Genomic DNA, 22,315 nt, shown 5'->3' on the forward strand with positions numbered 1-22,315 from the left:
AAGGCACACCACAGCCATGGCGCTCACGCAGCCCGAACGGGGCCCCCTGGTGCCCGAGCGGCTCGCGCTGCTGCGCGGTTCGCTCGCCACCACCGCCTGTATGGAGACCTTTCAGGTGGGATATCTGCACGCGGTCGCGGCCGCTTCGGGATGTTCGCTGTCCCAGCCCTTCCCGGACAACGGGATCGACTGGCATGTGAGCCACGGAGCTCCGGACCACACCGTGGACGACGAAGTGACGATCAAGGTGCAGCTGAAATGCACCTACCAGATCGCCCCGGATCCGCCCGGCGCGGCCTTCTCCTTCACGCTCGACAACGCCCATCTCGTGAAGCTCGCCCGTACGCCGGTCTCGGTGCACAAGATCCTCGTCGTGATGCTCGTGCCGCGGACCCGGGACGACTGGCTGCGGGCCGGTCACGACCGGCTCGATCTGCGGCACTGCTGTTACTGGACCAACCTGGCAGGCCACCCGGTGACGGGCCGGCACAGGACCACCGTGCGGATCCCGACCTCGCGGATATTCGACGACCGAGCACTCTGCGAGATCATGACCCGTGTCGGGGCCGGAGGGAGACCTTGATGCAGCACCGCCCGCTCGACGAACCCGTACGTTCCCACCCGGACGAAGGACCGGGGGTCCGGGACGGCGGCGAGGGCCCCGACCCCGCGCGCGTCGACCCCGCGGTACTCGGCGCACTGCTCGGCCGGCACGGCTGGCTCCGCCGCGGCGGAGCCGCCGGCCGCTATGCCCGCTGGACGCCGCCCGGTCCCGCCGGCCGGGGTACGAGCGTCCTCGTCCCCGAGAGCCGCTCCTTCCCCGACAGCGACGACCTGCTGGCCGAGGCGCTCACCGCGCTCACCCGCTGCGCCGCGCCGTCGGCCCGCGAGGTGCTGGTCGCGCTGGCCGTCCCGAGCGACGAGATCCGCTGGTCGCGGGAGACCGCGGACGACCTGGCCGGGGTGGCGCCCTGGGCCGTCCAGGAGCAACTGCGTTCGGCCGCACGCCAGATGCTCACGGCGGGCGCCCTGGCCGCGGCCCGCAGCGCCGGGTACCACGGAGCCCGCCACCGCAGGCAGGCCGGTGCCGCGCTTGACGGCGTGCTGGCGGGGCCGGCACCGGACGGGCGCGGACTCACCGCCTTCGTCCCCGTGGAGCCGGGCCGGCCCGCCGTGATCCGGCTGCACCACGCGCTCCACGCCGCCAGGGAGGCGGTGGACTACCAGCGGGCGACGGGCGGGATGGACGCGTTCGACGCCGCCGTGCGCGCCGGGGTGAGCCGCGAGCTGACCGAGGCGGTCGTCGCGCTCGTACGGGGCACCGAAGGGTTCTCGGTCGCGCTGGCCTGGGCGCCGGCGGCCGGGGTGCCCGAGGGGTGCGCGGCCAGGCCGGAACCGGTCGGGTTCTCGCCCGGCGACCTTCCCGCGCTGCGGGCGGCCGGCGCCCGCTATCTGTACTCGGAACCCTCCCTGCCGGTCCGGGTCACGGGCGCGGTCGTACGGATGCGCCGCTCGGCGCCCGGCGGTCCCGGCACGGTGCGGCTGCGGGTGCTGGCCGGCGCCGAGGTCCCGTACGTACGGATGGTGCTCGACGAGGAGGCGTACCGGATCGCGGGCCACGCGCATCTGGTCGGGCTGCCGGTCAGGGTGCAGGGCAGGCTGGAGAGCCGCAGCGGCTTCCGCCGGCTCACCGGCGCCGAAGGGGTGGTCCCCGTCCAGGTGGACGAGGCGGAGCGGGACCGGCTGATGAAGGCGCTCCAGGAGAACCTCGACTTCTTCGAGGAGGCCTGTGCGGGGGAGCGGGCGCAGGGCGCGGAGGGCGACGGGAGCGAGGACGCTTAACCGTTTCGCAAACCACGCCCCGGGCTCGGTACGATTCAGGCGCGCCGCGCTCCGCAGGCGCACCCCCCTGAGTCAGGAGAGACCGGTGTCAGACGTCCGTGTGGTCATCCAACGCGATTCCGAGCGGGAAGAGCGCGTGGTGACGACGGGCACTACGGCAGCCGAGCTCTTCCCCGGCGAGCGCACCGTCGTCGCGGCCCGGGTGGCCGGAGAGCTGAAGGACCTGGCCTACCTGCCGGCTGACGGCGACGAGGTCGAGCCCGTCCTGATCTCCTCCGAAGACGGCCTCAACATCCTGCGGCACTCCACCGCGCATGTGATGGCACAGGCCGTGCAGGAGCTCTTCCCCGACTCGAAGCTCGGCATCGGCCCGCCGGTCAAGGACGGCTTCTACTACGACTTCGACGTCGAGCGGCCGTTCACCCCCGAGGATCTCAAGGCCATCGAGAAGAAGATGCAGGAGATCCAGAAGCGCGGGCAGCGCTTCTCGCGGCGTGTGGTGACCGACGACGAGGCCCGCGCCGAGCTGGCGTCCGAGCCGTACAAGCTGGAGCTCATCGGGATCAAGGGCTCCGCGTCGGCGGACGACGGGGCGGACGTCGAGGTGGGCGGCGGCGAGCTGACCATCTACGACAACCTCGACCCGAAGACCGGCGACCTCTGCTGGAAGGACCTCTGCCGAGGCCCGCACCTGCCCACCACCCGGTTCATCCCCGCCTTCAAGCTGATGCGGAACGCCGCCGCGTACTGGCGCGGCAGCGAGAAGAACCCGATGCTGCAGCGCATCTACGGCACCGCCTGGCCCACCAAGGACGAGCTCAAGGCGCACCTGGAGTTCCTGGAGGAGGCCGCCAAGCGGGACCACCGCAAGCTCGGCAACGAACTGGACCTCTTCTCTTTCCCTGACGAGATCGGCCCCGGCCTCGCGGTCTTCCACCCCAAGGGCGGCATCATCCGCCGCGCCATGGAGGACTACTCGCGCAAGCGGCACGAGGAGGAGGGCTACGAGTTCGTCTACTCGCCGCATGCCACCAAGGGCAAGCTCTTCGAGAAGTCCGGCCACCTGGACTGGTACGCGGACGGTATGTACCCGCCCATGCAGCTCGACGACGGGGTGGACTACTACCTCAAGCCGATGAACTGCCCCATGCACAACCTGATCTTCGATGCGCGCGGCCGCTCGTACCGCGAACTCCCGTTGCGCCTCTTCGAGTTCGGCACGGTGTACCGGTACGAGAAGTCGGGCGTCGTGCACGGCCTGACCCGCTCGCGCGGCTTCACCCAGGACGACGCGCACATCTACTGCACCAAGGAGCAGATGGCGGACGAGCTGGACAGGACGCTCACCTTCGTCCTGAACCTGCTGCGCGACTACGGCCTGACCGACTTCTACCTGGAGCTGTCCACCAAGGACCCGGAGAAGTTCGTCGGCTCGGACGAGGTCTGGGAAGAGGCCACCGAGACGCTCCGCCAGGTCGCCGAGAAGCAGGGCCTGCCGCTGGTCCCGGACCCGGGCGGCGCCGCGTTCTACGGGCCGAAGATCTCCGTCCAGTGCAAGGACGCCATCGGGCGCACCTGGCAGATGTCGACCGTCCAGCTCGACTTCAACCTGCCGGAGCGCTTCGACCTGGAGTACACCGGACCCGACGGCACCAAGCAGCGCCCGGTCATGATCCACCGCGCCCTGTTCGGTTCCATCGAGCGCTTCTTCGCGGTGCTCCTCGAGCACTACGCGGGTGCGTTCCCGGTCTGGCTGGCGCCCGTCCAGGCGGTCGGCATCCCGATCGGCGACGCGCATATCCCGTACCTGCAGGAGTTCGCCGCCACGGCACGCAAGCAGGGGCTGCGGGTCGAGGTGGACGCCTCGTCGGACCGGATGCAGAAGAAGATCCGCAACCAGCAGCGCGCCAAGGTGCCCTTCATGATCATCGCGGGCGACGAGGACATGGCCAACGGCGCCGTCTCCTTCCGGTACCGCGACGGATCACAGGAGAACGGCATCCCGGTGGATGAGGCCATCGCCAAGATCGCGCAGGCTGTCGCGGACCGCGTACAGGTCTGATCCGCCCGGCTGTTGAGCCCCCCGAGAGTCAGCTGACGCTGTGCGTCAGTCAGCTCTCCGGGGGCTTCTCGTCGTCCCGCCGGAAGCTCTGCAGCAGCCACGACGAGAACGAGCCCGTCACGGCGCCCAGCAGGGCGATCCCGCACGCCATCATGGCCACCGCGATGACCCGTCCGAGCGGTGTCACGGGTGACACGTCGCCGTAGCCGACCGTCGACAGCGTGGCGGCGGCCCACCACAGCGCGTCCCCGAAGGTGCGGATGGTGGCGCCGGGCGCCGCGTGCTCGCAGCTGTAGACGGCGAGCGCGCCGGCGAAAGCGAGCAGCAGCGCCGAGAGGCCCGCGTACGCGATGACCCGGGCGTGCAGATCCAGCCGGGGCTGCGCCCGCCTCTGCTGTACGGCGTTGTAGAGCTGAACCATCCGCAGCAGCCGCAGCAGCGGCAGAATCACCACCAGCGTGTCCATCCGGTGCGTACGAGGGAAGCGCAGCCCCTGGCCGCTCAGGACGAGCCGAACCCCGTAGTCCACTACGAAGACCAGCCAGACCGCGAGGGCCGCTCCGAGCGCCACGTCCCGCAGCAGGGGATCGGGGCCCTGCGCCAGTACGTGGACCGCGTAGCAGGCGAGGAAGAGCAGCGCGGCCGCGAAGAGCGGCACCTCCGTGCGTTCCTCCCAGTGGCGCAGCCGCTCGCCGGGGCTCAGGACGTCCATCGGCCCAGCATCGCCGCGACGGCGGCCGCCCGCGCCCCGGCGACACGTCGCGAACGGGGGAAGTCATATGCTGCACAGCATGACGAGTGAGCCGGAGCAGCAGATCGGAGTGGGGACGCAGGACGCGTTCCAGCGCCTGTGGACCCCCCACCGGATGGCGTACATCCAGGGGGAGAACAAGCCGAGCGGGCCGGGCTCGGATGACGACTGTCCGTTCTGCTCGATCCCGTCGAAGTCGGACGAGGACGGCCTTGTCGTGGCGCGCGGCCGGCATGTGTACGCGGTGCTCAACCTCTACCCGTACAACGGGGGCCACCTCATGGTCGTGCCGTTCCGCCATGTCGCCGACTACACGGAACTGGACGCGGCCGAGACCGCCGAGCTGGCCGAGCTGACCAAGCGGGCGATGACGGCGCTGCGGACGGCTTCCGGCGCGCACGGCTTCAACATCGGCATGAATCAGGGGGCGTCGGCGGGGGCGGGCATCGCCGCGCATCTGCACCAGCACGTGGTGCCGCGCTGGGGCGGTGACACCAACTTCATGCCGGTCGTCGGGCACACCAAGGTGCTGCCGCAGCTGCTGGCCGACACCCGCGCGATGCTGGCCGCGGCCTGGCCGGTCTGAGCCCCGGCCGTGCGCGGCTGCGAGGGCGTGGCCAGGCACAGGTGACAGAGCCCCGGCGGGTGCCGGGGCTCTGTGCTTCCGGGGGCCGTGATGTCAGGCGTCGTAGACGTCGGCCTGGCGCGGTGTCGGGTCCTGGACCAGGCCGCTGAGGACCATCGAGCGGTTGGTGAAGGAGTCGGTGTTCACGCCGTGCTCGTCGAGCACCCGCATCGCGGCCTGGTGCACGGCGCGCAGCACCGGAGTGGCCGCCCGCATCGCGTCGTCCGCCATGAAGCGGTGCCGCCAGGGCTTGTCGGCCCAGGCGTGCCGCATCCCGAACGGCTCGGGCAGCGTGATCTTTCCGCCGCAGAAGTCGAGGAGGGGCGGGAACCAGGTCAGCGGGGCCCGGGCGGCCAGCCGCACCACCTCGGGGGTCTCCACCAGCGGCAGGTTCACCTCCCGCGTCTCCCAGAACTTGACCGCTTTGTTGACCTCCTTGGTCTTGGCCGCCGGTTTGGTGGTGAAGAGCGAGTGCACCGGGCCGAGCGCATGACCGGTGACCTCGATCCGCAGCGTCTCGTGGAGCACCGTCACGGTGATCATCATGGTGATCACCAGCTGCCCGTCCCAGAGTGTGAACTGCACGCCCAGATAGTGGCGGTTGCCGCTGCCGAACTGCTGCTCGTTGCAGATCCGCTGTATCTCGTGGCCCTTGATCTGGAAGGCTTCCACGTCCTCCCCGTCGGGCCGGCTGACCTCGCTCGCGTTCTCACCGACGGGCGCCACGATCCAGTGCTTCACGGACGGGGTGGGGAAGCCGCCGGTGTGCAGCGGGCCGCGCTCCAGCATCCGCAGCCGGTCGTGGATCGCCCGGATGACGTCCCAGCTGCGGAAGCCGTGGATCTCGGTGCCCGCCTCACGAGGGACCAGCTCCTCGGCGAGCTGCCAGCTGCCCCAGCGGGTTCCCATGCCGAGTATCCCCTTGGGGCCCGCGTAGAACACCGAGTTGGACTGCTGCTCGGCCGTCAGCTTGGCCAGGGACTGGCGCAGTTGCTCGGCCGCGGTCTCGGTGGGGTTGCGCGGTACGGCCTCGGGGATCTTCGGCCCGATGCCCCCGCCGGACAGCAGGCTCTCCCAGCGGGCCCGCAGATCGACGGCCGTCCTCTCGCAGATCCGTTTGGCCAGCACCCAGCCGATGATCGGCGCGACGAACATGAGCCGCAGATACAGGGCGCCGAGGCCGCCGAACGGCAGCTTGACGAGGAAGAGCACCATGAGCCCGCTGAAAGCCACCAGCAGGGCGGTCCCCAGGGCTCCCATGCTGCGGTTCCGGGACCCGGACAGGGTGCGCCGCAGCTGGAAGACCCCGAGCCAGATCAGCAGCCCGGGGAGGAACACCAGTCCGAAGACGGCCATCACGATGGTCAGCCTGGTGTCGCGCTGCTTACGGATGCGGGTCGCCGCCAGGCAGTGTTCGACCACCGTCTGCGGCTCGGTCCCAAAGGACTGGATGAGCGGCTTCCGGGTGCCCCCGAGCATCCGCACCTGGACGGCACGGGAGAAGGATTCGCCCAGATTCGGCTCGAAGAGCGAGAACTTGCCCTTCTTCACCGCTGTCTTGTGCCACTCGCTGTTGGCTTTGAGTATGTCCTCGACCGGGCTGTCCCGGTAGGCCGCCGACGCGAGGGCGTGGGTCGCGGCGGTCTGGCCCGCCGAACCCTGGAGCGGAACCTGTGCCCCGGGAATGAAATCGAATCCGTCGTTCGCCACCGCTGCCCCCATCGCCGCACCCAACCGCTGCTGCGGCTGTTCCCAACTACCGTGCCCCGCACACCTGCTGCGCCGGACCCGGGCCGCCCCGCGCCTTCCGTCCGGGCCGTGACCTCAGCGTATCCGTGGTGCTCCCCGCGCGTCACGGGCCAACGGAAGGCTGTCCGGCGCAGGGTGGTGTGCGGCCGGATACCGCTCCGGACAGGGCCTGGCCGCACGACGGTGGCCAGGCCCGCTACGAACCGCTGTGCGCCTGTTCGCGCACCCGGTCGGCCACGTGCTGGGGCATCGGCTCATGGCGTACGTACGAGCGTGAGAACTGCCCGGTGCCGTGCGAGAGCGACCGCAGTTCGACGGCGTACCGCCCGATCTCGATCTCCGGGACCTCGGCCCTGACCAGGGTGCGGCCCGGCACCGTCTGCTCGGTGCCCACCACCCGGCCGCGCCGTCCGGAGAGATCGCTCATCACCGGACCCACGAAGTCGTCGGGCACCAGGACCCGGACCGAGACCACGGGCTCAAGCAGATGGATCGGGGCCCGGTCCGCCGCCTCCCGCAGGGCCAGCGCGCCTGCCGTCTGGAACGCCGCGTCCGATGAGTCCACGGAGTGGGCCTTGCCGTCCCGGAGGGTGATACGGACGTCGACGAGCGGGTGCCCGGCCGAGACGCCCCGGGCCGCCTGCGCGCGTACGCCCTTCTCGACGGACGGGATGAACTGCCGGGGCACCGAACCGCCGACGACCCGGTCGACGAACTCGATCCCCGATCCGGAGGGCAGCGGGTCCACCTCGATCGCGCAGATCGCGAACTGGCCGTGGCCGCCCGACTGTTTGACATGCCTGCCGCGCCCCTCGGCCGGCCCGCCGAACGTCTCGCGCAGCGACACCCGGTACGGCTCGGCGTCCACCCGGACCCCGTACCTGCCCTGCAGCCGCTCCAGCGCCACGTCCCGCTGCGCCTCGCCGAGACACCAGAGCACCAGCTGGTGAGTGTCCGGGTTCTGCTCCAGACGCATGGTCGGATCCTCGGTGACCAGCCGGGTGAGCCCCGTCGACAGCTTGTCCTCGTCCGCCTTGCCATGGGCGGCGACGGCGAGCGGAAGCAGCGGATCCGGCAGCGTCCACGCCTCCATGAGCAGCGGGTCGTCCTTGCCGGACAGCGTGTCACCGGTCTCCGCCCGGCTCAGTCCCGCGACGCAGGCGATGTCTCCGGCGATGCACTCCTGCAGCGGGCTCTGCCGCCGTCCGAAGGGTGCCGAGAGCGCGCCGACCCGTTCGTCCATGTCGCGGTCGTCGCCGCCGTCCAGGCCGACGCGGCCGTGGCCCGCCTGGCTGTGGCCGGACACATGAACCGTCTCGTCGGGCCGCAGGGTCCCGGAGAAGACCCGGACCAGCGAGAGCCGGCCCACATAGGGGTCGGATGCCGTCTTGATCACCTCGGCGAGCAGCGGTCCGGACGGGTCGCAGCCGGCCGCCGCGTGCGGGGCGCCCTGCGGGGTGGTGACCGCCGGGGCCTCCCGCTCCGGCGGTGCGGGAAAGCCGCGGGTGATCAGTTCGAGCAGCTCGACGGTGCCGAGCCCCTGCCGTCCGCCGGCCACCGCGGGGGCGGCGGCGAGCACCGGGTGGAAGACCCCGCGGGCGACCGCCCGCTCCAGGTCCGCGATCACCGTTGCGACCTCGATCTCCTCGCCGCCGAGATAGCGGTCCATGAGGGTCTCGTCCTCGCTCTCGGCGATGATCCCCTCGATCAGCCGGTTGCGGGCCTCCTCCATCGGCGGCAGCTCGGCCTCGCCGGGCTCGCTCTCCGTACGCTCTCCCGACGTGTAGCCGGACAGCCGCCGGGTGAGCAGCCCGGCAAGACCTGTCACCGGGGCGTGTCCGTCCGGCCCCGGCGGTCCGTACAGCGGGAGGTACAGGGGCAGCACCGCGTCGGGGTCGTCACCGCCGAAGATGCGGCCGCACAGCCGGGTCAGTTCCGCGTAGCCGGTACGGGCCGTGTCCAGGTGGGTGACCACGATGGCCCGGGGCATCCCGACGGCAGCGCACTCCTCCCAGACCGCGCGCGTCGCGCCGTCGACGCTGTCCGCGTCCTGGGCCGCCGACACGACGAACAGGGCCGCGTCCGCTGCGCGCAGACCGGCCCGCAGCTCGCCGACGAAATCGGCGTAGCCGGGTGTGTCGAGCAGATTGATCTTGATGCCGTCCCACTCGACGGGGACGAGCGAGAGCTGTACCGACCGCTGCCTGCGCTGTTCGATCTCGTCGTAGTCCGAGACGGTCTGGCCGTCCTCGACCCGGCCGGCCCGGGTGACCGCCCCCGCGGTCAGCGCCAGGGCCTCGACCAGTGTGGTCTTGCCGGATCCGCTGTGGCCGACCAGGACCACGTTCCGTACGGAAGCGGGCCGGCCGGCCGTCGTGACTCTGCCGGCGGCTCCGGGGTGTGTGCTCGCCTTGTCGCCCATGAGTGTGCCTCCCGTGTGATGAGGGACGTTGCACGGTGAGAAACGGGGCGGCCACAGAGCCAGGAAGCGTGGCGGCACCGGTGACGCCCGCGGTCATTCGAGCTTTCCACCCGGGCCGCGGCGCGTCCATACGTGCGGCCCCGGCGGCTGCCCGGCTGCCGCTCCGCCGCCGCCGGGACAGGGCCCGGCGGTGGAGGTCCGCGGTCCTGGCTACGATGGGCCCGCCGGGTGGCCAGTGGGGCCGCGCGGCCCACCAACCCCCGGGAAGGCCATGCTGAACAAGTACGCGCGTGCATTCTTTACGCGTGTCCTCACGCCGTTCGCCTCGTTTCTGCTCCGGATCGGGGTCAGCCCCGACGCGGTGACGCTGACCGGCACGGCCGGGGTGATGGCGGGTGCGCTGGTCTTCTTCCCCAGGGGAGAGTTCTTCTGGGGCACGGTCGTCATCACCCTCTTCGTCTTCTCCGACCTCGTCGACGGCAACATGGCGCGCCAGGCCGGAATTTCGAGCCGCTGGGGGGCCTTCCTCGACTCGACCCTCGACCGGGTCGCGGACGGGGCGATTTTCTCCGGGCTCGCCCTCTGGTACGCGGGCACCGGTGACAACAACCTGATGTGCGCGGTCACCCTCTTCTGCCTCGCGAGCGGCCAGGTGGTCTCGTACACCAAGGCCCGCGGCGAGTCGATCGGGCTTCCGGTCGCGGTGAACGGGCTGATCGAGCGGGCCGAGCGGCTGGTCATCTCGCTCGTCGCCGCCGGATTCGCCGGGCTGCACAAGTTCGGGGTGCCCGGGATCCAGATCCTGCTGCCGGTCGCGCTGTGGATCGTGGCGGTGGGCAGCCTGATCACCCTGGTGCAGCGGGTGGTCACCGTACGCAGGGAGTCCGCGGAGGCCGACGCCGCGGCAGCCGCCGAAGCCTCCGCGCACGGCGGCGAGACGGTATGAGGGAGCGGCTGACGGACGCCCTGTACGGACTCGGCTGGGGCGCGGTCAAGAAGCTGCCCGAACCGGTCGCCACCGGCCTCGGCAGGCGTATCGCGGACTCGGTCTGGAAGCGGCGCGGCAAGAGCGTGCTGCGGCTGGAGTCCAATCTGGCCCGGGTGGTGCCCGGCGCCGGTCCCGCCCGGCTCGCCGAGCTGTCCCGGGCCGGGATGCGCTCGTACATGCGGTACTGGATGGAGTCCTTCCGGCTGCCGGCGTGGAGCGCCGACCGGGTCCGCGACGGGTTCGACCCCGAAGACCTCCACCATCTGACGGACGGCCTGGCCACCGGGAAGGGCGTCATACTCGCCCTCCCGCACATGGGCAACTACGACCTCGCGGGCGCCTGGGTCACCACGAAGCTCGGGGTGCCGTTCACCACGGTCGCCGAGCGGCTCAAGCCCGAGACCCTCTACGACCGGTTCGTCGCCTACCGCGAGGGCCTGGGCATGGAGGTCCTGCCGCACACCGGAGGTTCCGCCTTCGGCACGCTGGCCAGGCGGCTGCGGGACGGCGGTCTGGTCTGCCTGGTCGCCGACCGGGACCTCTCCGCTTCGGGCGTCGAGGTCCAGTTCTTCGGCGAGGCGACCCGGATTCCCGCGGGGCCCGCGCTGCTCGCCCAGCAGACCGGAGCGCTGCTGCTGCCCGTCACGCTCTGGTACGACGGCTCGCCGGTGATGCGCGGCCGTGTCCATCCGCCCGTGGACGTACCCCCTTCGGGTACGCGTCCCGAGAAGACCTCGGTGATGGCGCAGGCGCTCGCCGACGCCTTCGCCACCGGAATCGCCGAGCACCCGGAGGACTGGCACATGCTCCAGCGCCTCTGGCTCGCCGACCTGGAGCGCCGTCAGGAGCCTTCGTGAAGATCGGCATCGTCTGCCCGTACTCCTGGGACGTCCCGGGCGGGGTCCAGTTCCACATCAGGGACCTCGCGCAGCATCTGATCGGCCTCGGCCACCAGGTGTCGGTGCTGGCCCCGTCCGATGACGAGACCCCGCTGCCGCCGTACGTGGTCTCCGCGGGCCGGGCCGTCCCCGTCCCGTACAACGGCTCGGTCGCCCGGCTGAACTTCGGCTTCCTGTCGGCGGCCCGGGTCCGGCGCTGGCTGCACGACGGCACCTTCGACGTGATCCACATCCATGAGCCCACCTCGCCGTCGCTGGGGCTGCTCACCTGCTGGGCGGCGCAGGGGCCGATCGTGGCGACCTTCCACACGTCCAACCCGCGTTCACGGGCGATGATCGCCGCGTACCCGATCCTGCAGCCCGCGCTGGAGAAGATCTCGGCCCGGATCGCGGTGAGCGAGTACGCGCGCAGGACCCTGGTCGAGCACCTGGGCGGCGACGCGGTGGTCATCCCCAACGGCGTGGACGTCGGGTTCTTCGAGCGCGCCGAGCCCAGGCCGGAGTGGCAGGGCGTAGGAGCACGCAGCTCGGTTGAGGGCGGTGGCGGGAGACGGGCGGGGGGAACCATCGGGTTCATCGGGCGGATCGACGAGCCGCGCAAGGGTCTGCCCGTGCTGATGCGGGCGCTGCCGAAGATCCTCGCCGAGTGCCCGGACGTCCGGCTGCTGGTCGCGGGGCGCGGTGACGAGAAGGAAGCGGTCGCCACCCTGCCGAAGGAGATGCGGCAGCGGGTCGAGTTCCTCGGCATGGTCAGCGACGAGGACAAGGCACGGCTGCTGCGCAGCGTCGACGTCTATGTCGCGCCGAACACCGGCGGTGAGAGTTTCGGGATCATCCTCGTCGAGGCGATGTCGGCCGGTGCGCCGGTGCTCGCGAGTGACCTCGACGCGTTCGCCCAGGTCCTGGACCAGGGCGCGGCGGGCGAGCTCTTCGCCAACGAGGACGCGGACGCCCTGGCCGCCTCGGCCGTGCGGCTGCTCGGCGACAGCGACCGCCGGGAGGGACTGCGGCGCCGGGGCAGCGCGCATGTGCGCCGCTTCGACTGGTCGACGGTCGGCGCGGACATCCTGGCGGTGTACGAGACGGTGACCGACGGCGCCGCTTCGGTCGACACCGACGAACGGGTCAGCCTGCGGGCCCGGTTCGGTCTGGCCAGGGACTGACAGGGCGCCGGGGAAGGCTGGCTGACGGGCCATCAGGTCGGCTGGTGGCCATGTGCGGCGATCCGGGAGCAGTCCACAGCGACCGCCGTGGCGGGCGTCCGGCCACGCCGGAACGGTAGCCTTTCGGCCCGTGACCGTATCCCTGATCATCTGGATCGTCCTCGCGTTCGTCGCGGTCGGCCTGTACCTGAGCTGGACCGCCGGCCGGCTCGACCGGCTGCACGCGCGGATCGACGCAGCCCGCGCCGCCCTCGACGCCCAGCTGCTGCGCCGCGCTTCGGTCACCCAGGAACTGGCCACGTCCGGCGTCCTCGACCCCGCTGCATCGATGGTTTTGTACGAGGCGGCGCACGCGGCCCGGCAGTCCGACGAGGAGCAGCGGGAGGTGGCCGAGAGCGAGCTCAGCCAGGCGCTGCGGGCCGTCTTCGGCGAGACGGCACAGGTCGGGGCCGTACGGGCGGCGCCGGGCGGCGAGGAGGCGGCCGACGAGCTGGCCGCGGCCGTACGGCGGGTGCCGATGGCCAGGCGCTTCCACAACGACGCGGTACGGGCCGCCCGCGCCCTGCGCACGCACCGCAAGGTCCGCTGGTTCCGGCTCGCGGGACACGCGCCGTTCCCGCTGGCGTTCGAGATGGACGACGAGCCACCGGTGGCGCTGGCCGACCGGCCGGGTACCTGATTCTCCAGCGGGGCTTCGAGAACGATCCACCGGCTGCTCATTGGCCCTTGCAGTGGACTGGTTCACAGGAGTTATCTCGTGGTGCAGCAAGAACTCTCTTCCCCGAGCGAGGTAGCCCGTGTCCAGTACGCACCCCACCACTTCCCCCGCCGAGACCCCGGCGACCGGCACCGCGCGCGTCAAGCGCGGCATGGCCGAGCAGCTCAAGGGCGGCGTGATCATGGATGTGGTCGACGCCGAGCAGGCGAAGATCGCCGAGGACGCGGGCGCCGTGGCCGTCATGGCGCTGGAGCGGGTCCCCGCCGACATCCGCAAGGACGGCGGAGTGGCCCGGATGTCCGACCCGAACATGATCGAAGAGATCATCGCGGCCGTCTCCATCCCGGTCATGGCCAAGTCGCGTATCGGCCACTTCGTCGAGGCCCAGGTACTGCAGTCGCTCGGCGTCGACTACATCGACGAGTCCGAGGTGCTGACCCCGGCCGACGAGGTCAACCACAGCGACAAGTTCGCCTTCACGACGCCGTTCGTCTGCGGCGCCACCAACCTGGGCGAGGCCCTGCGCAGGATCGCCGAGGGCGCGGCCATGATCCGCTCCAAGGGTGAGGCCGGTACCGGCAACGTCGTCGAGGCCGTCCGTCACCTGCGCCAGATCAAGAACGAGATCGCCCGGCTGCGCGGCTACGACAACAACGAGCTCTACGCGGCGGCCAAGGACCTGCGTGCCCCGTACGAGCTGGTCAAGGAGGTCGCCGGGCTCGGCAAGCTGCCCGTCGTCCTCTTCTCGGCAGGCGGTGTCGCGACCCCCGCCGACGCGGCGCTGATGCGCCAGCTCGGCGCCGAGGGTGTCTTCGTCGGCTCCGGCATCTTCAAGTCCGGCGACCCGGCCAAGCGCGCCGCCGCCATCGTCAGGGCCACCACGTTCTTCGACGACCCGAAGATCATCGCGGACGCCTCCCGCAACCTGGGCGAGGCCATGGTCGGCATCAACTGCGACACCCTTCCCGAGTCCGAGCGTTACGCGAACCGGGGCTGGTGATGGGCACTCCCGTCATCGGCGTCCTCGCTCTCCAGGGCGACGTGCGGGAGCACCTGGCCGCGCTGGGTGCCGCAGGCGCCCAGGCCGGTCCGGTCCGGCGTCCCGAGGAGCTGGACGAGCTCGACGGCCTGGTCATCCCGGGCGGCGAGTCCACCACGATGTCCAAACTGGCCACCCTGTTCGGGATGCTGGGGCCGCTGCGCGAGCGCATCGCGGCCGGGCTGCCGGTATACGGGACGTGCGCCGGAATGATCATGCTCGCCGACAAGATCCTCGACCCCCGGTCGGGCCAGGAGACGTTCGGCGGGATCGAGATGATCGTCCGGCGCAACGCCTTCGGACGCCAGAACGAGTCCTTCGAGGCGGCCGTCGACATCCCCGGGATCCCCGGCGGCCCCGTCGAGGGTGTCTTCATCCGGGCGCCCTGGGTCGAGTCGGTGGGCGCCGGGGTCCAGGTCCTCGCGGAGCACGGCGGCCATATCGTCGCGGTGCGCCAGGGCCGCGTCCTGGCCACGTCGTTCCACCCGGAGCTGACCGGGGACCACCGTGTGCACCGGTACTTCGCGGACATGGTGCGCGACGCCCGGTGACCGGGGCCCGGTAGGATCTCTGGCGTTCGTCCAGGAAATGGTTACGCGAAGGAGACAGGCAGATGTCCGGCCACTCTAAATGGGCTACGACGAAGCACAAGAAGGCCGTGGTTGACGCCAAGCGCGGCAAGCTCTTCGCGAAGATGATCAAGAACATCGAGGTTGCGGCCCGCACGGGCGGTGCCGACGTGTCCGGCAATCCGACCCTCTTCGACGCCATCCAGAAGGCCAAGAAGAGCTCGGTGCCGAACAAGAACATCGACTCCGCGGTCAAGCGTGGTGCCGGTCTCGAAGCCGGTGGCGCCGACTACGAGACGATCATGTACGAGGGCTACGGACCGAACGGTGTCGCGGTGCTCATCGAGTGCCTCACCGACAACCGCAACCGTGCCGCTTCCGACGTGCGCGTCGCGATGACCCGCAACGGCGGCAACATGGCCGACCCGGGCTCCGTGTCGTACCTGTTCAACCGCAAGGGCGTCGTGGTCGTCCCCAAGAGTGGACTCACCGAGGACGACATCCTGGGCGCGGTGCTCGACGCCGGCGCCGAGGAGGTCAACGACCTGGGCGAGTCCTTCGAGGTGCTCTCCGAGGCCACCGACATGGTCGCGGTCCGCACCGCGCTCCAGGACGCGGGCATCGACTACGACTCGGCCGAGGCCAACTTCATGCCGACCATGCAGGTCGAGCTGGACGAAGAGGGCGCCCGCAAGATCTTCAAGCTGATCGACGCGCTGGAGGACAGCGACGACGTGCAGAACGTCTTCGCCAACTTCGACGTCTCGGACGAGGTCATGGAGAAGATCGACGCCTGACGGGCGCTCAGCACCACGGGTACGTACGGACGGGCCGCCGGGGGACACACCCCGTCGGCCCGTCCGTGTTCCCCGTGTTGTCGGTGCCACCCGATAGCCTGCGACAACGCAGGAACACATGGTCGAACGGCGCCATCCGTTCAGCCAGGCACCGGACAGGCAGCAGGCATGAGGGAGGGGGCACCGTGCGGGTACTGGGGGTGGACCCGGGGCTGACGCGCTGCGGCGTCGGCGTCGTCGAGGGCGTGGCCGGCCGGTCGCTGACCATGCTCGGGGTCGGGGTCGTCCGGACGCCGGCCGACGCGGAGCTGGGGCAGCGTCTTGTCGCCATCGAGCGCGGCATCGAGGCGTGGCTGGACCAGCACCGGCCCGAAGTCGTCGCCGTCGAGCGGGTGTTCAGCCAGCACAACGTCAGGACGGTGATGGGCACCGCACAGGCCAGCGCCGTCGCGATGCTCTGCGCGTCCCGCCGCGGCATCCCCGTAGCCCTGCACACCCCCAGCGAGGTCAAGGCTGCCGTCTCCGGCAGCGGCAGGGCCGACAAGGCCCAGGTCGGGGCGATGGTGACCCGGCTGCTGCGGCTGGACGCACCACCCCGCCCGGCGGACGCGGCCGACGCCCTGGCACTCGCCATCTGCCACATCTGGCGCGCTCCCGCCCAGAACAGGCTCCAGCAGGCCGTCGCCGCCCACCGCACGCTGAAAGGCCGTACCGCATGATCGCCTTCGTCTCCGGACCGGTGGCCGCCCTGGCCCCGACCACCGCCGTCATCGAGGTCGGCGGGATCGGCATGTCGGTCCAGTGCGCACCCGACACGCTCTCCGCCCTGCGCATCGGCCAGCAGGCCAAGCTCGCCACCTCCCTCGTCGTACGGGAGGACTCCCTCACGCTCTACGGCTTCGCCGACGACGACGAACGCCAGACCTTCGAACTGCTCCAGACCGCGAGCGGCGTCGGCCCCCGGCTCGCCCAGGCCATGCTCGCCGTGCACTCGCCGGACGCCCTGCGGCTCGCCGTCTCCAGCGGTGACGAGAAATCGCTCACCGCCGTACCGGGCATCGGCAAGAAGGGCGCCCAGAAGCTCCTCCTGGAGCTCAAGGACCGGCTCGGAGCCCCACTCGGCACCGGCGGCGCGCACCTCGCGGCTCAGCGCACCGCGTCCGGACCCGCACCGTGGAGCGAGCAGCTGCACTCCGCGCTGGTCGGCCTCGGCTACGCACCGCGGGACGCGGAGGAGGCCGTCGCCGCTGTAACCCCGCAGGCCGAGGCCGCCGCCGAGCCCAACGTCGGCGCGCTCCTCAAGGCCGCCCTGCAGACCCTCAACCGCGCCCGCTGATCGAGAGACCCGCCATGCTGCCTCCTCAGAACGAGTGGGACGACACCGCCCCCGACACCGAAGAGCGCCTGGTGGGAGCCGACGCCGACGGTGAGGACCAGGCTGTCGAAGCCGCACTGCGCCCGAAGGACCTGGACGAGTTCGTTGGCCAGGAGAAGGTCAGACTCCAGCTCGACCTGGTCCTGCGGGCGGCCAGGCAGCGCGGCGCCACCGCCGACCATGTGCTGCTCTCCGGCGCCCCGGGCCTCGGCAAGACCACTCTCTCGATGATCATCGCGGCCGAGATGGGCGCTCCCATCCGGATCACGTCAGGTCCCGCGATCCAGCACGCCGGGGATCTGGCCGCGATCCTCTCGTCCCTCCAGGAGGGCGAGGTCCTCTTCCTCGACGAGATCCACCGCATGTCCAGGCCCGCCGAGGAAATGCTCTACATGGCGATGGAGGACTTCCGGGTCGACGTCGTCGTCGGCAAGGGGCCGGGCGCCACCGCCATCCCGCTGGAGCTGCCGCCCTTCACCCTGGTCGGCGCGACCACCCGGGCGGGCCTGCTGCCGCCGCCGCTGCGCGACCGCTTCGGCTTCACCGGGCACATGGAGTTCTACGAACCGGCCGAGCTGGAGCGCGTCATCCACCGCTCGGCCCGGCTGCTCGACGTCGAGATCGGCGAGGACGGCGCCGGGGAGATCGCCGGACGCTCCCGCGGCACCCCCCGGATCGCCAACCGGCTGCTGCGCCGGGTCCGCGACTACGCCCAGGTGGAGGCCGACGGGGTGATCACCCGGGAGATCGCCCGTACGGCGCTCGCGGTGTACGAGGTTGACGCCCGCGGACTCGACCGGCTGGACCGTGCGGTGCTCCAGGCCCTGCTCAAGCTGTTCGGGGGCGGTCCCGTGGGACTCTCCACACTCGCCGTGGCGGTGGGTGAGGAGCGAGAGACGGTCGAGGAGGTCGCCGAGCCGTTCCTGGTACGTGAGGGCTTGCTGGCCCGTACCCCGCGCGGCCGGGTGGCCACCCCCGCCGCCTGGGCGCACCTGGGGCTCGTACCTCCGCAGGGTGGTGTGGGAGGCGCTGCGGGAAAGGGACAAGCGGGTCTGTTCGGGGCGTGAGAAGGCGCGGGAGTACACGCGGCGGAACCCCGGTGCCATGCTGGGCGTTGTTCCATTGATGCGGACTCGCCTAGACTCCGCCGATGCCGCCCTTCCCGGACGGCATGCCCCGCCCCCGAAGATCAGGCCGCGACCAGCGCGGTCGTGCGAAGGAAGTTCCCTCCCGTGAGTCTCGTGACCCTCCTCCCCTTCATCGTGCTCATCGGGGCCATGTTCCTGATGACCCGGTCCGCCAAGCGCAAGCAGCAGGCGGCTGCGACGATGCGCAATGAGATGCAGCCCGGCACCGGCGTCCGGACGATCGGGGGCATGTACGCCACCGTCAAGGAGATCAACGAGGACTCGGTCCTCCTGGAGATCGCGCCCGGCGTCCACGCCGTCTACGGCAAGAACGCGATCGGCGCGGTCCTCGACGACGCGGAGTACAACCGCATCGTCCACGGCGAGACCGCCATCGTTCCCGACGACGCCTCCTCGCTGACCGAGCTCGACGAGGCCGCCAAGGTCGACCTGGGCAAGCACGACGTCCCGGACGCCGACGCCGCCTCCTCCGACGACGCCGAGGACGCCGACCAGGCCGAGGCCACGTCCGAGGACAAGGCCGACAAGGCCGAGAAGAAGAACGACGGCGAGGGCGAAGCGAAGTAGCACATCCGGGGACCGCCGGTGCTGCCAGACGGCAGTACCGCCGGTCCCCGAGGCCGTGCACTGCTACAGCGGAGCAGGTCCCCCACATCACTTCGTGGCCGCTCACAGCGCATACCCGGCGCGGGCGGTAGGACAGGGAGAATCGACAAGGTGGCAGCACCGAACAAGGGCCGAAGGCAGACGGGGTCCCAGGGCAAGCCCGGGCGGTCCCTGGCCCTGATCCTGATCGCCATGGTTGCGCTCGTCGGCGGGATGTTCTGGGCGAAACAGGTCACGCCGCGTCTCGGCATCGACCTCGCGGGCGGTACGAGCATCACGCTCCAGGCCAAGCCCCAGCCGGGCAAGCCCAACGCGATCAACCAGAAGAACATGGACACCGCGGTCAGCATCATCGAGCGCCGTGTCAATGGACTCGGGGTCTCCGAGGCCGAGGTTCAGACGCAGGGCAAGGACCAGATTCTCGTCAACATCCCCAAGGGGACGAACGAGAAGCAGGCCAGGCAGCAGGTCGGTACCACCGCCCAGCTGTACTTCCGCCCTGTGGTGACGGTCGCAGCGGGCAAGCCCACGCCCGCCGGCAAGCCTTCCACCACGCCCTCCCCGAGCGCCTCGTCGAAGTCCAAGGCCACCGACAAGTCGTCCTCGTCCTCGAAGAAGTCCACCTCGTCCCCCCAGGGCCGTGCGGTCACCGACGCGCTGAAGTCCGGCCCCACGCCCAACCCGTCGACGCCTCCGCAGTCCAGCCCCACCCCGTCGACCGCCGACTCCGCGGCCGCCGCCAAGCTGGAGAAGAAGTTCGCCGCGCTCGACTGCTCCACCAAGGCCGGCCGCGCCAAGGCCGGCGGCGACAACGTCAAGCCCAGCGACCCGACCGTGGCGTGCAGCCAGTCCGGTGACGCGAAGTACATCCTCGACGCCGCCGCCGTGGACGGCACCGATGTCTCCGGCGCCAAGGCCGTCATCGACCAGCAGCAGGGCCAGTGGATCGTCCAGATGGACTTCACGAGCAAGGGCTCGAAGAAGTTCCAGGCGATCACCAGCAAGCTCTCGAAGCAGCAGTCCCCGCAGAACCAGTTCGCCATCGCGCTGGACGGCGCAGTCGTCTCGGCCCCCAGCGTGAGCCAGACGCTCAGCGGCAGCGCCCAGATCTCCGGCAGCTTCACCCAGCAGTCGGCCGAGGACCTCGGCAACGTGCTGTCCTACGGCGCGCTCCCGCTCTCCTTCAAGGAGGAGACGGTCACCACCGTGACCGCGGCGCTCGGCGGCGAGCAGCTCCAGGCGGGCCTCATCGCCGGTGCGATCGGCCTCGCGCTGGTCATCATCTACCTGGTGGCCTACTACCGCGGCCTGTCGTTCATCGCGATCCTCAGCCTCCTGGTCTCCGCGATCCTCACGTACTCACTGATGTCGCTGCTCGGCAAGGGCATCGGCTTCGCACTCAACCTGCCCGCGGTGTGTGGTGCGATCGTTGCGATCGGTATCACCGCGGACTCGTTCATCGTCTACTTCGAACGCATCCGTGACGAGATCCGCGAGGGCCGTACGCTGCGGCCCGCCGTCGAGCGTGCCTGGCCGCGCGCCCGGCGCACCATCCTGGTCTCGGACTTCGTGTCGTTCCTGGCCGCGGCCGTGCTGTACATCGTGACGGTCGGCAAGGTGCAGGGCTTCGCGTTCACGCTGGGTCTGACCACGCTGCTCGACGTCGTCGTGGTCTTCCTCTTCACCAAGCCGGTCATGACGCTGCTGGCCCGGAAGAAGTTCTTCTCCAGCGGCCACCCGTGGTCCGGACTCGACCCGAAGCGACTCGGCGCCAAACCGCCGCTCCGCCGCTCGCGCGGTGCCTCCACCGTCTCCTCCGCTCCCACCGACCCGAAGGAGGCGTGAGATGTCGCGACTCGGCAGCATGGGCGCCCGGCTGTACCGCGGCGAGGTCGGCTACGACTTCGTGGCCAAGCGCAAGATCTGGTACGGCATCTCGATCCTGATCACCATCACGGCCATCGTCGGCCTCGCGGTGCGCGGTCTGAACCTGGGCATCGAGTTCCAGGGCGGCGCGGTCTTCACCACCACCCAGAGCAGCAGCGTCTCCGTGACGCGCGCCCAGGGCGTGGCGGAGCAGCTCTCCGGACATGACGCGTCCGTCCAGAAGCTCGGCAACGGGGGCATGCGGATCCAGGTCTCCGGGATCGACACCGCCACGGCCGACAAGATCCACGGCTCGCTGGCCAAGGACCTGAACCTCCCGATCGACAAGATCGCCGCCGACGTGGTCGGTCCCAGCTGGGGCGCGACGATCGCCAACAAGGCCTGGGAAGGCCTGGCGATCTTCATGATCCTGGTGGTGGTCTATCTGGCCATCGCCTTCGAGTGGCGGATGGCCCTCGCCGCCCTGGTCGCCCTGATCCACGACCTCACGATCACGGTCGGGATCTACGCGCTCGTCGGCTTCGAGGTCACCGAGGGCACGGTGATCGGTCTGCTGACCATCCTCGGTTACTCGCTCTACGACACCGTGGTGGTCTTCGACGGTCTCAAGGAAGCGTCGAAGGACCTCAAGAAGCAGACCCGCTTCACCTACAGCGAGATCGCCAACCGCAGCCTCAACGGCACCCTGGTGCGTTCCATCAACACCACGGTCGTCGCGCTGCTCCCGGTGGCGGGCCTGCTCTTCATCGGCGGCGGTTTCCTCGGCGCCGGCATGCTGAACGACATCTCGCTCGCGCTGTTCGTGGGTCTCGCGGCCGGAGCGTACTCCTCGATCTTCATCGCCACCCCGCTCGTCGCCGACCTCAAGGAACGCGACCCCGCGATGAAGGCCCTCAAGAAGCGGGTGCTCGCCAAGCGGGCGGCCGCCGCTGCGAAGGGCGAGCCGTCCGACACGGACGACGACACCCTCCAGCCGGAGGACGGTGTCCCGGGCGCCCCGGCCCCGGCCGGCGCCGTGGCCGGCAGCCGGCGTGCTCCTGCCCCGCGGGGCCGCGGTCGCACCCAGGGGAAGCGCCGATGACCGCCACCCGGAGCACCCAGGACCTGCTGCTGAGCAGGATCAGGGATGTGCAGGACTATCCGCAGCCGGGCGTGGTGTTCAAGGACATCACCCCGCTCCTCGCGGACCCGGAGGCCTTCACGGCGCTGACCGACGCCCTCGCGGAACTCTGCGTGCGGCACGGAGCCACGAAGATCGTCGGCCTGGAGGCGCGCGGCTTCATCCTGGCCGCACCGGTCGCGGTCCGCGCCGGAATCGGCTTCATCCCGGTCCGCAAGGCCGGGAAGCTGCCGGGTGCGACGCTCTCCCAGACGTACGATCTGGAGTACGGCAGCGCCGAGATCGAGGTGCACGCCGAGGATCTCAGCGCCGACGACCGCGTCATGGTCATCGACGACGTGCTCGCCACCGGCGGCACCGCCGAGGCCTCGCTCGGCCTGATCCGGCGGGCCGGTGCGCAGGTCATCGGCGTGGCCGTACTGATGGAGCTGAGCTTCCTCGACGGGCGTGCCCGGCTGGAGCCCGCGCTGCACGGCGCCCCGCTGGATGCCCTGATCACGGTCTGATCCGTACGCCGTACCGCTGAGGCGGGCCCCCGGAATCCCGGGCGGCCCG

21 protein-coding genes are annotated in these 22,315 nt (G+C 70.7%); 18 read left to right on the forward strand and 3 right to left on the reverse strand.

What is annotated here, in order from left to right; genetic code table 11:
* Window positions 1-16: 16 nt before the first annotated feature.
* The 3 genes from OG452_RS29755 to thrS all read left to right on the forward strand — a co-directional run bounded on the left by OG452_RS29755 (window position 17) and on the right by thrS (window position 3,904).
* Complete coding sequence (locus OG452_RS29755; protein WP_327298636.1) at window positions 17-583, forward strand: DUF4365 domain-containing protein; 567 nt, start codon at window positions 17-19, stop codon at window positions 581-583.
* Window positions 583-1,842 (forward strand): hypothetical protein, encoded by a 1,260-nt coding sequence (locus OG452_RS29760; protein ID WP_327298637.1) that lies wholly within the window; start codon window positions 583-585, stop codon window positions 1,840-1,842. The genes OG452_RS29755 and OG452_RS29760 overlap by 1 nt, the downstream gene beginning before the upstream one ends.
* A gap of 85 nt (window positions 1,843-1,927) precedes the next feature.
* The gene (gene thrS, locus OG452_RS29765; protein WP_327298638.1) at window positions 1,928-3,904 is read left to right on the forward strand and encodes a threonine--tRNA ligase; all 1,977 of its coding nucleotides are present in this window, start codon (window positions 1,928-1,930) and stop codon (window positions 3,902-3,904) included.
* A 49-nt stretch (window positions 3,905-3,953) separates the two neighbouring features.
* Here thrS and OG452_RS29770 read toward each other — a convergent pair whose 3' ends face one another.
* Window positions 3,954-4,616 carry a potassium channel family protein gene (locus OG452_RS29770; RefSeq protein WP_327298639.1) on the reverse strand — a complete coding sequence of 221 codons (663 nt, stop codon included), beginning with the start codon at window positions 4,614-4,616 and terminating at the stop codon, window positions 3,954-3,956.
* Window positions 4,617-4,683: 67 nt separating this feature from the next.
* On the opposite strand from OG452_RS29770, the gene OG452_RS29775 reads away from it, so the two are divergent.
* The gene (locus OG452_RS29775) at window positions 4,684-5,241 is read left to right on the forward strand and encodes an HIT family protein (RefSeq protein ID WP_327298640.1); all 558 of its coding nucleotides are present in this window, start codon (window positions 4,684-4,686) and stop codon (window positions 5,239-5,241) included.
* 93 nt (window positions 5,242-5,334) lie between these two features.
* Here the strand turns inward: OG452_RS29775 and OG452_RS29780 are convergent, their stop codons facing one another.
* Both OG452_RS29780 and OG452_RS29785 read right to left on the reverse strand, forming a co-directional pair.
* A complete protein-coding gene (locus tag OG452_RS29780; RefSeq protein ID WP_327298641.1) occupies window positions 5,335-7,002 on the reverse strand; it encodes a hypothetical protein in 1,668 nt (555 codons plus the stop codon).
* A 223-nt stretch (window positions 7,003-7,225) separates the two neighbouring features.
* Window positions 7,226-9,451 carry an elongation factor G-like protein EF-G2 gene (locus tag OG452_RS29785; protein WP_327298642.1) on the reverse strand — a complete coding sequence of 742 codons (2,226 nt, stop codon included), beginning with the start codon at window positions 9,449-9,451 and terminating at the stop codon, window positions 7,226-7,228.
* A gap of 271 nt (window positions 9,452-9,722) precedes the next feature.
* On the opposite strand from OG452_RS29785, the gene pgsA reads away from it, so the two are divergent.
* The 14 genes from pgsA (at window position 9,723) to OG452_RS29855 (ending at window position 22,266) form a co-directional block, all read left to right on the forward strand.
* Entirely contained in the window at window positions 9,723-10,397 is a 675-nt protein-coding gene (gene pgsA, locus OG452_RS29790) for a phosphatidylinositol phosphate synthase (protein ID WP_327298643.1), read from the forward strand.
* The gene (locus tag OG452_RS29795) at window positions 10,394-11,296 is read left to right on the forward strand and encodes a phosphatidylinositol mannoside acyltransferase (protein WP_327298644.1); all 903 of its coding nucleotides are present in this window, start codon (window positions 10,394-10,396) and stop codon (window positions 11,294-11,296) included. The genes pgsA and OG452_RS29795 overlap by 4 nt, the downstream gene beginning before the upstream one ends.
* The gene (locus OG452_RS29800) at window positions 11,293-12,501 is read left to right on the forward strand and encodes a glycosyltransferase family 4 protein (protein ID WP_327298645.1); all 1,209 of its coding nucleotides are present in this window, start codon (window positions 11,293-11,295) and stop codon (window positions 12,499-12,501) included. The genes OG452_RS29795 and OG452_RS29800 overlap by 4 nt, the downstream gene beginning before the upstream one ends.
* A gap of 130 nt (window positions 12,502-12,631) precedes the next feature.
* Complete coding sequence (locus tag OG452_RS29805) at window positions 12,632-13,180, forward strand: hypothetical protein (RefSeq protein WP_327298646.1); 549 nt, start codon at window positions 12,632-12,634, stop codon at window positions 13,178-13,180.
* Between the two features lie 118 nt (window positions 13,181-13,298).
* Entirely contained in the window at window positions 13,299-14,219 is a 921-nt protein-coding gene (gene pdxS / locus OG452_RS29810; RefSeq protein ID WP_327298647.1) for a pyridoxal 5'-phosphate synthase lyase subunit PdxS, read from the forward strand.
* On the forward strand, window positions 14,219-14,809 hold the full coding sequence (gene pdxT, locus OG452_RS29815; protein WP_327298648.1) for a pyridoxal 5'-phosphate synthase glutaminase subunit PdxT: 591 nt from the start codon (window positions 14,219-14,221) through the stop codon (window positions 14,807-14,809). Before pdxS ends, pdxT begins: the two co-directional genes overlap by 1 nt.
* A gap of 62 nt (window positions 14,810-14,871) precedes the next feature.
* Window positions 14,872-15,624, forward strand: a complete 753-nt coding sequence (locus tag OG452_RS29820; RefSeq protein WP_327298649.1) for a YebC/PmpR family DNA-binding transcriptional regulator — start codon at window positions 14,872-14,874, stop codon at window positions 15,622-15,624.
* Window positions 15,625-15,809: 185 nt separating this feature from the next.
* Complete coding sequence (gene ruvC, locus OG452_RS29825; RefSeq protein ID WP_327298650.1) at window positions 15,810-16,343, forward strand: crossover junction endodeoxyribonuclease RuvC; 534 nt, start codon at window positions 15,810-15,812, stop codon at window positions 16,341-16,343.
* Complete coding sequence (ruvA, locus tag OG452_RS29830; protein WP_327298651.1) at window positions 16,340-16,960, forward strand: Holliday junction branch migration protein RuvA; 621 nt, start codon at window positions 16,340-16,342, stop codon at window positions 16,958-16,960. The genes ruvC and ruvA overlap by 4 nt, the downstream gene beginning before the upstream one ends.
* A gap of 14 nt (window positions 16,961-16,974) precedes the next feature.
* Window positions 16,975-18,066 carry a Holliday junction branch migration DNA helicase RuvB gene (gene ruvB / locus OG452_RS29835; protein WP_327298652.1) on the forward strand — a complete coding sequence of 364 codons (1,092 nt, stop codon included), beginning with the start codon at window positions 16,975-16,977 and terminating at the stop codon, window positions 18,064-18,066.
* 165 nt (window positions 18,067-18,231) lie between these two features.
* Window positions 18,232-18,714, forward strand: a complete 483-nt coding sequence (yajC, locus tag OG452_RS29840) for a preprotein translocase subunit YajC (protein WP_327298653.1) — start codon at window positions 18,232-18,234, stop codon at window positions 18,712-18,714.
* Between the two features lie 150 nt (window positions 18,715-18,864).
* The gene (secD, locus tag OG452_RS29845; protein ID WP_327298654.1) at window positions 18,865-20,598 is read left to right on the forward strand and encodes a protein translocase subunit SecD; all 1,734 of its coding nucleotides are present in this window, start codon (window positions 18,865-18,867) and stop codon (window positions 20,596-20,598) included.
* A 1-nt stretch (window position 20,599) separates the two neighbouring features.
* A complete protein-coding gene (secF, locus tag OG452_RS29850) occupies window positions 20,600-21,721 on the forward strand; it encodes a protein translocase subunit SecF (protein ID WP_327298655.1) in 1,122 nt (373 codons plus the stop codon).
* Complete coding sequence (locus tag OG452_RS29855; protein ID WP_327298656.1) at window positions 21,718-22,266, forward strand: adenine phosphoribosyltransferase; 549 nt, start codon at window positions 21,718-21,720, stop codon at window positions 22,264-22,266. The genes secF and OG452_RS29855 overlap by 4 nt, the downstream gene beginning before the upstream one ends.
* Window positions 22,267-22,315 lie beyond the last annotated feature (49 nt).

Origin of the sequence: Streptomyces sp. NBC_01197 (genome assembly GCF_036010505.1) — a bacterium.
Taxonomy (GTDB): domain Bacteria; phylum Actinomycetota; class Actinomycetes; order Streptomycetales; family Streptomycetaceae; genus Streptomyces.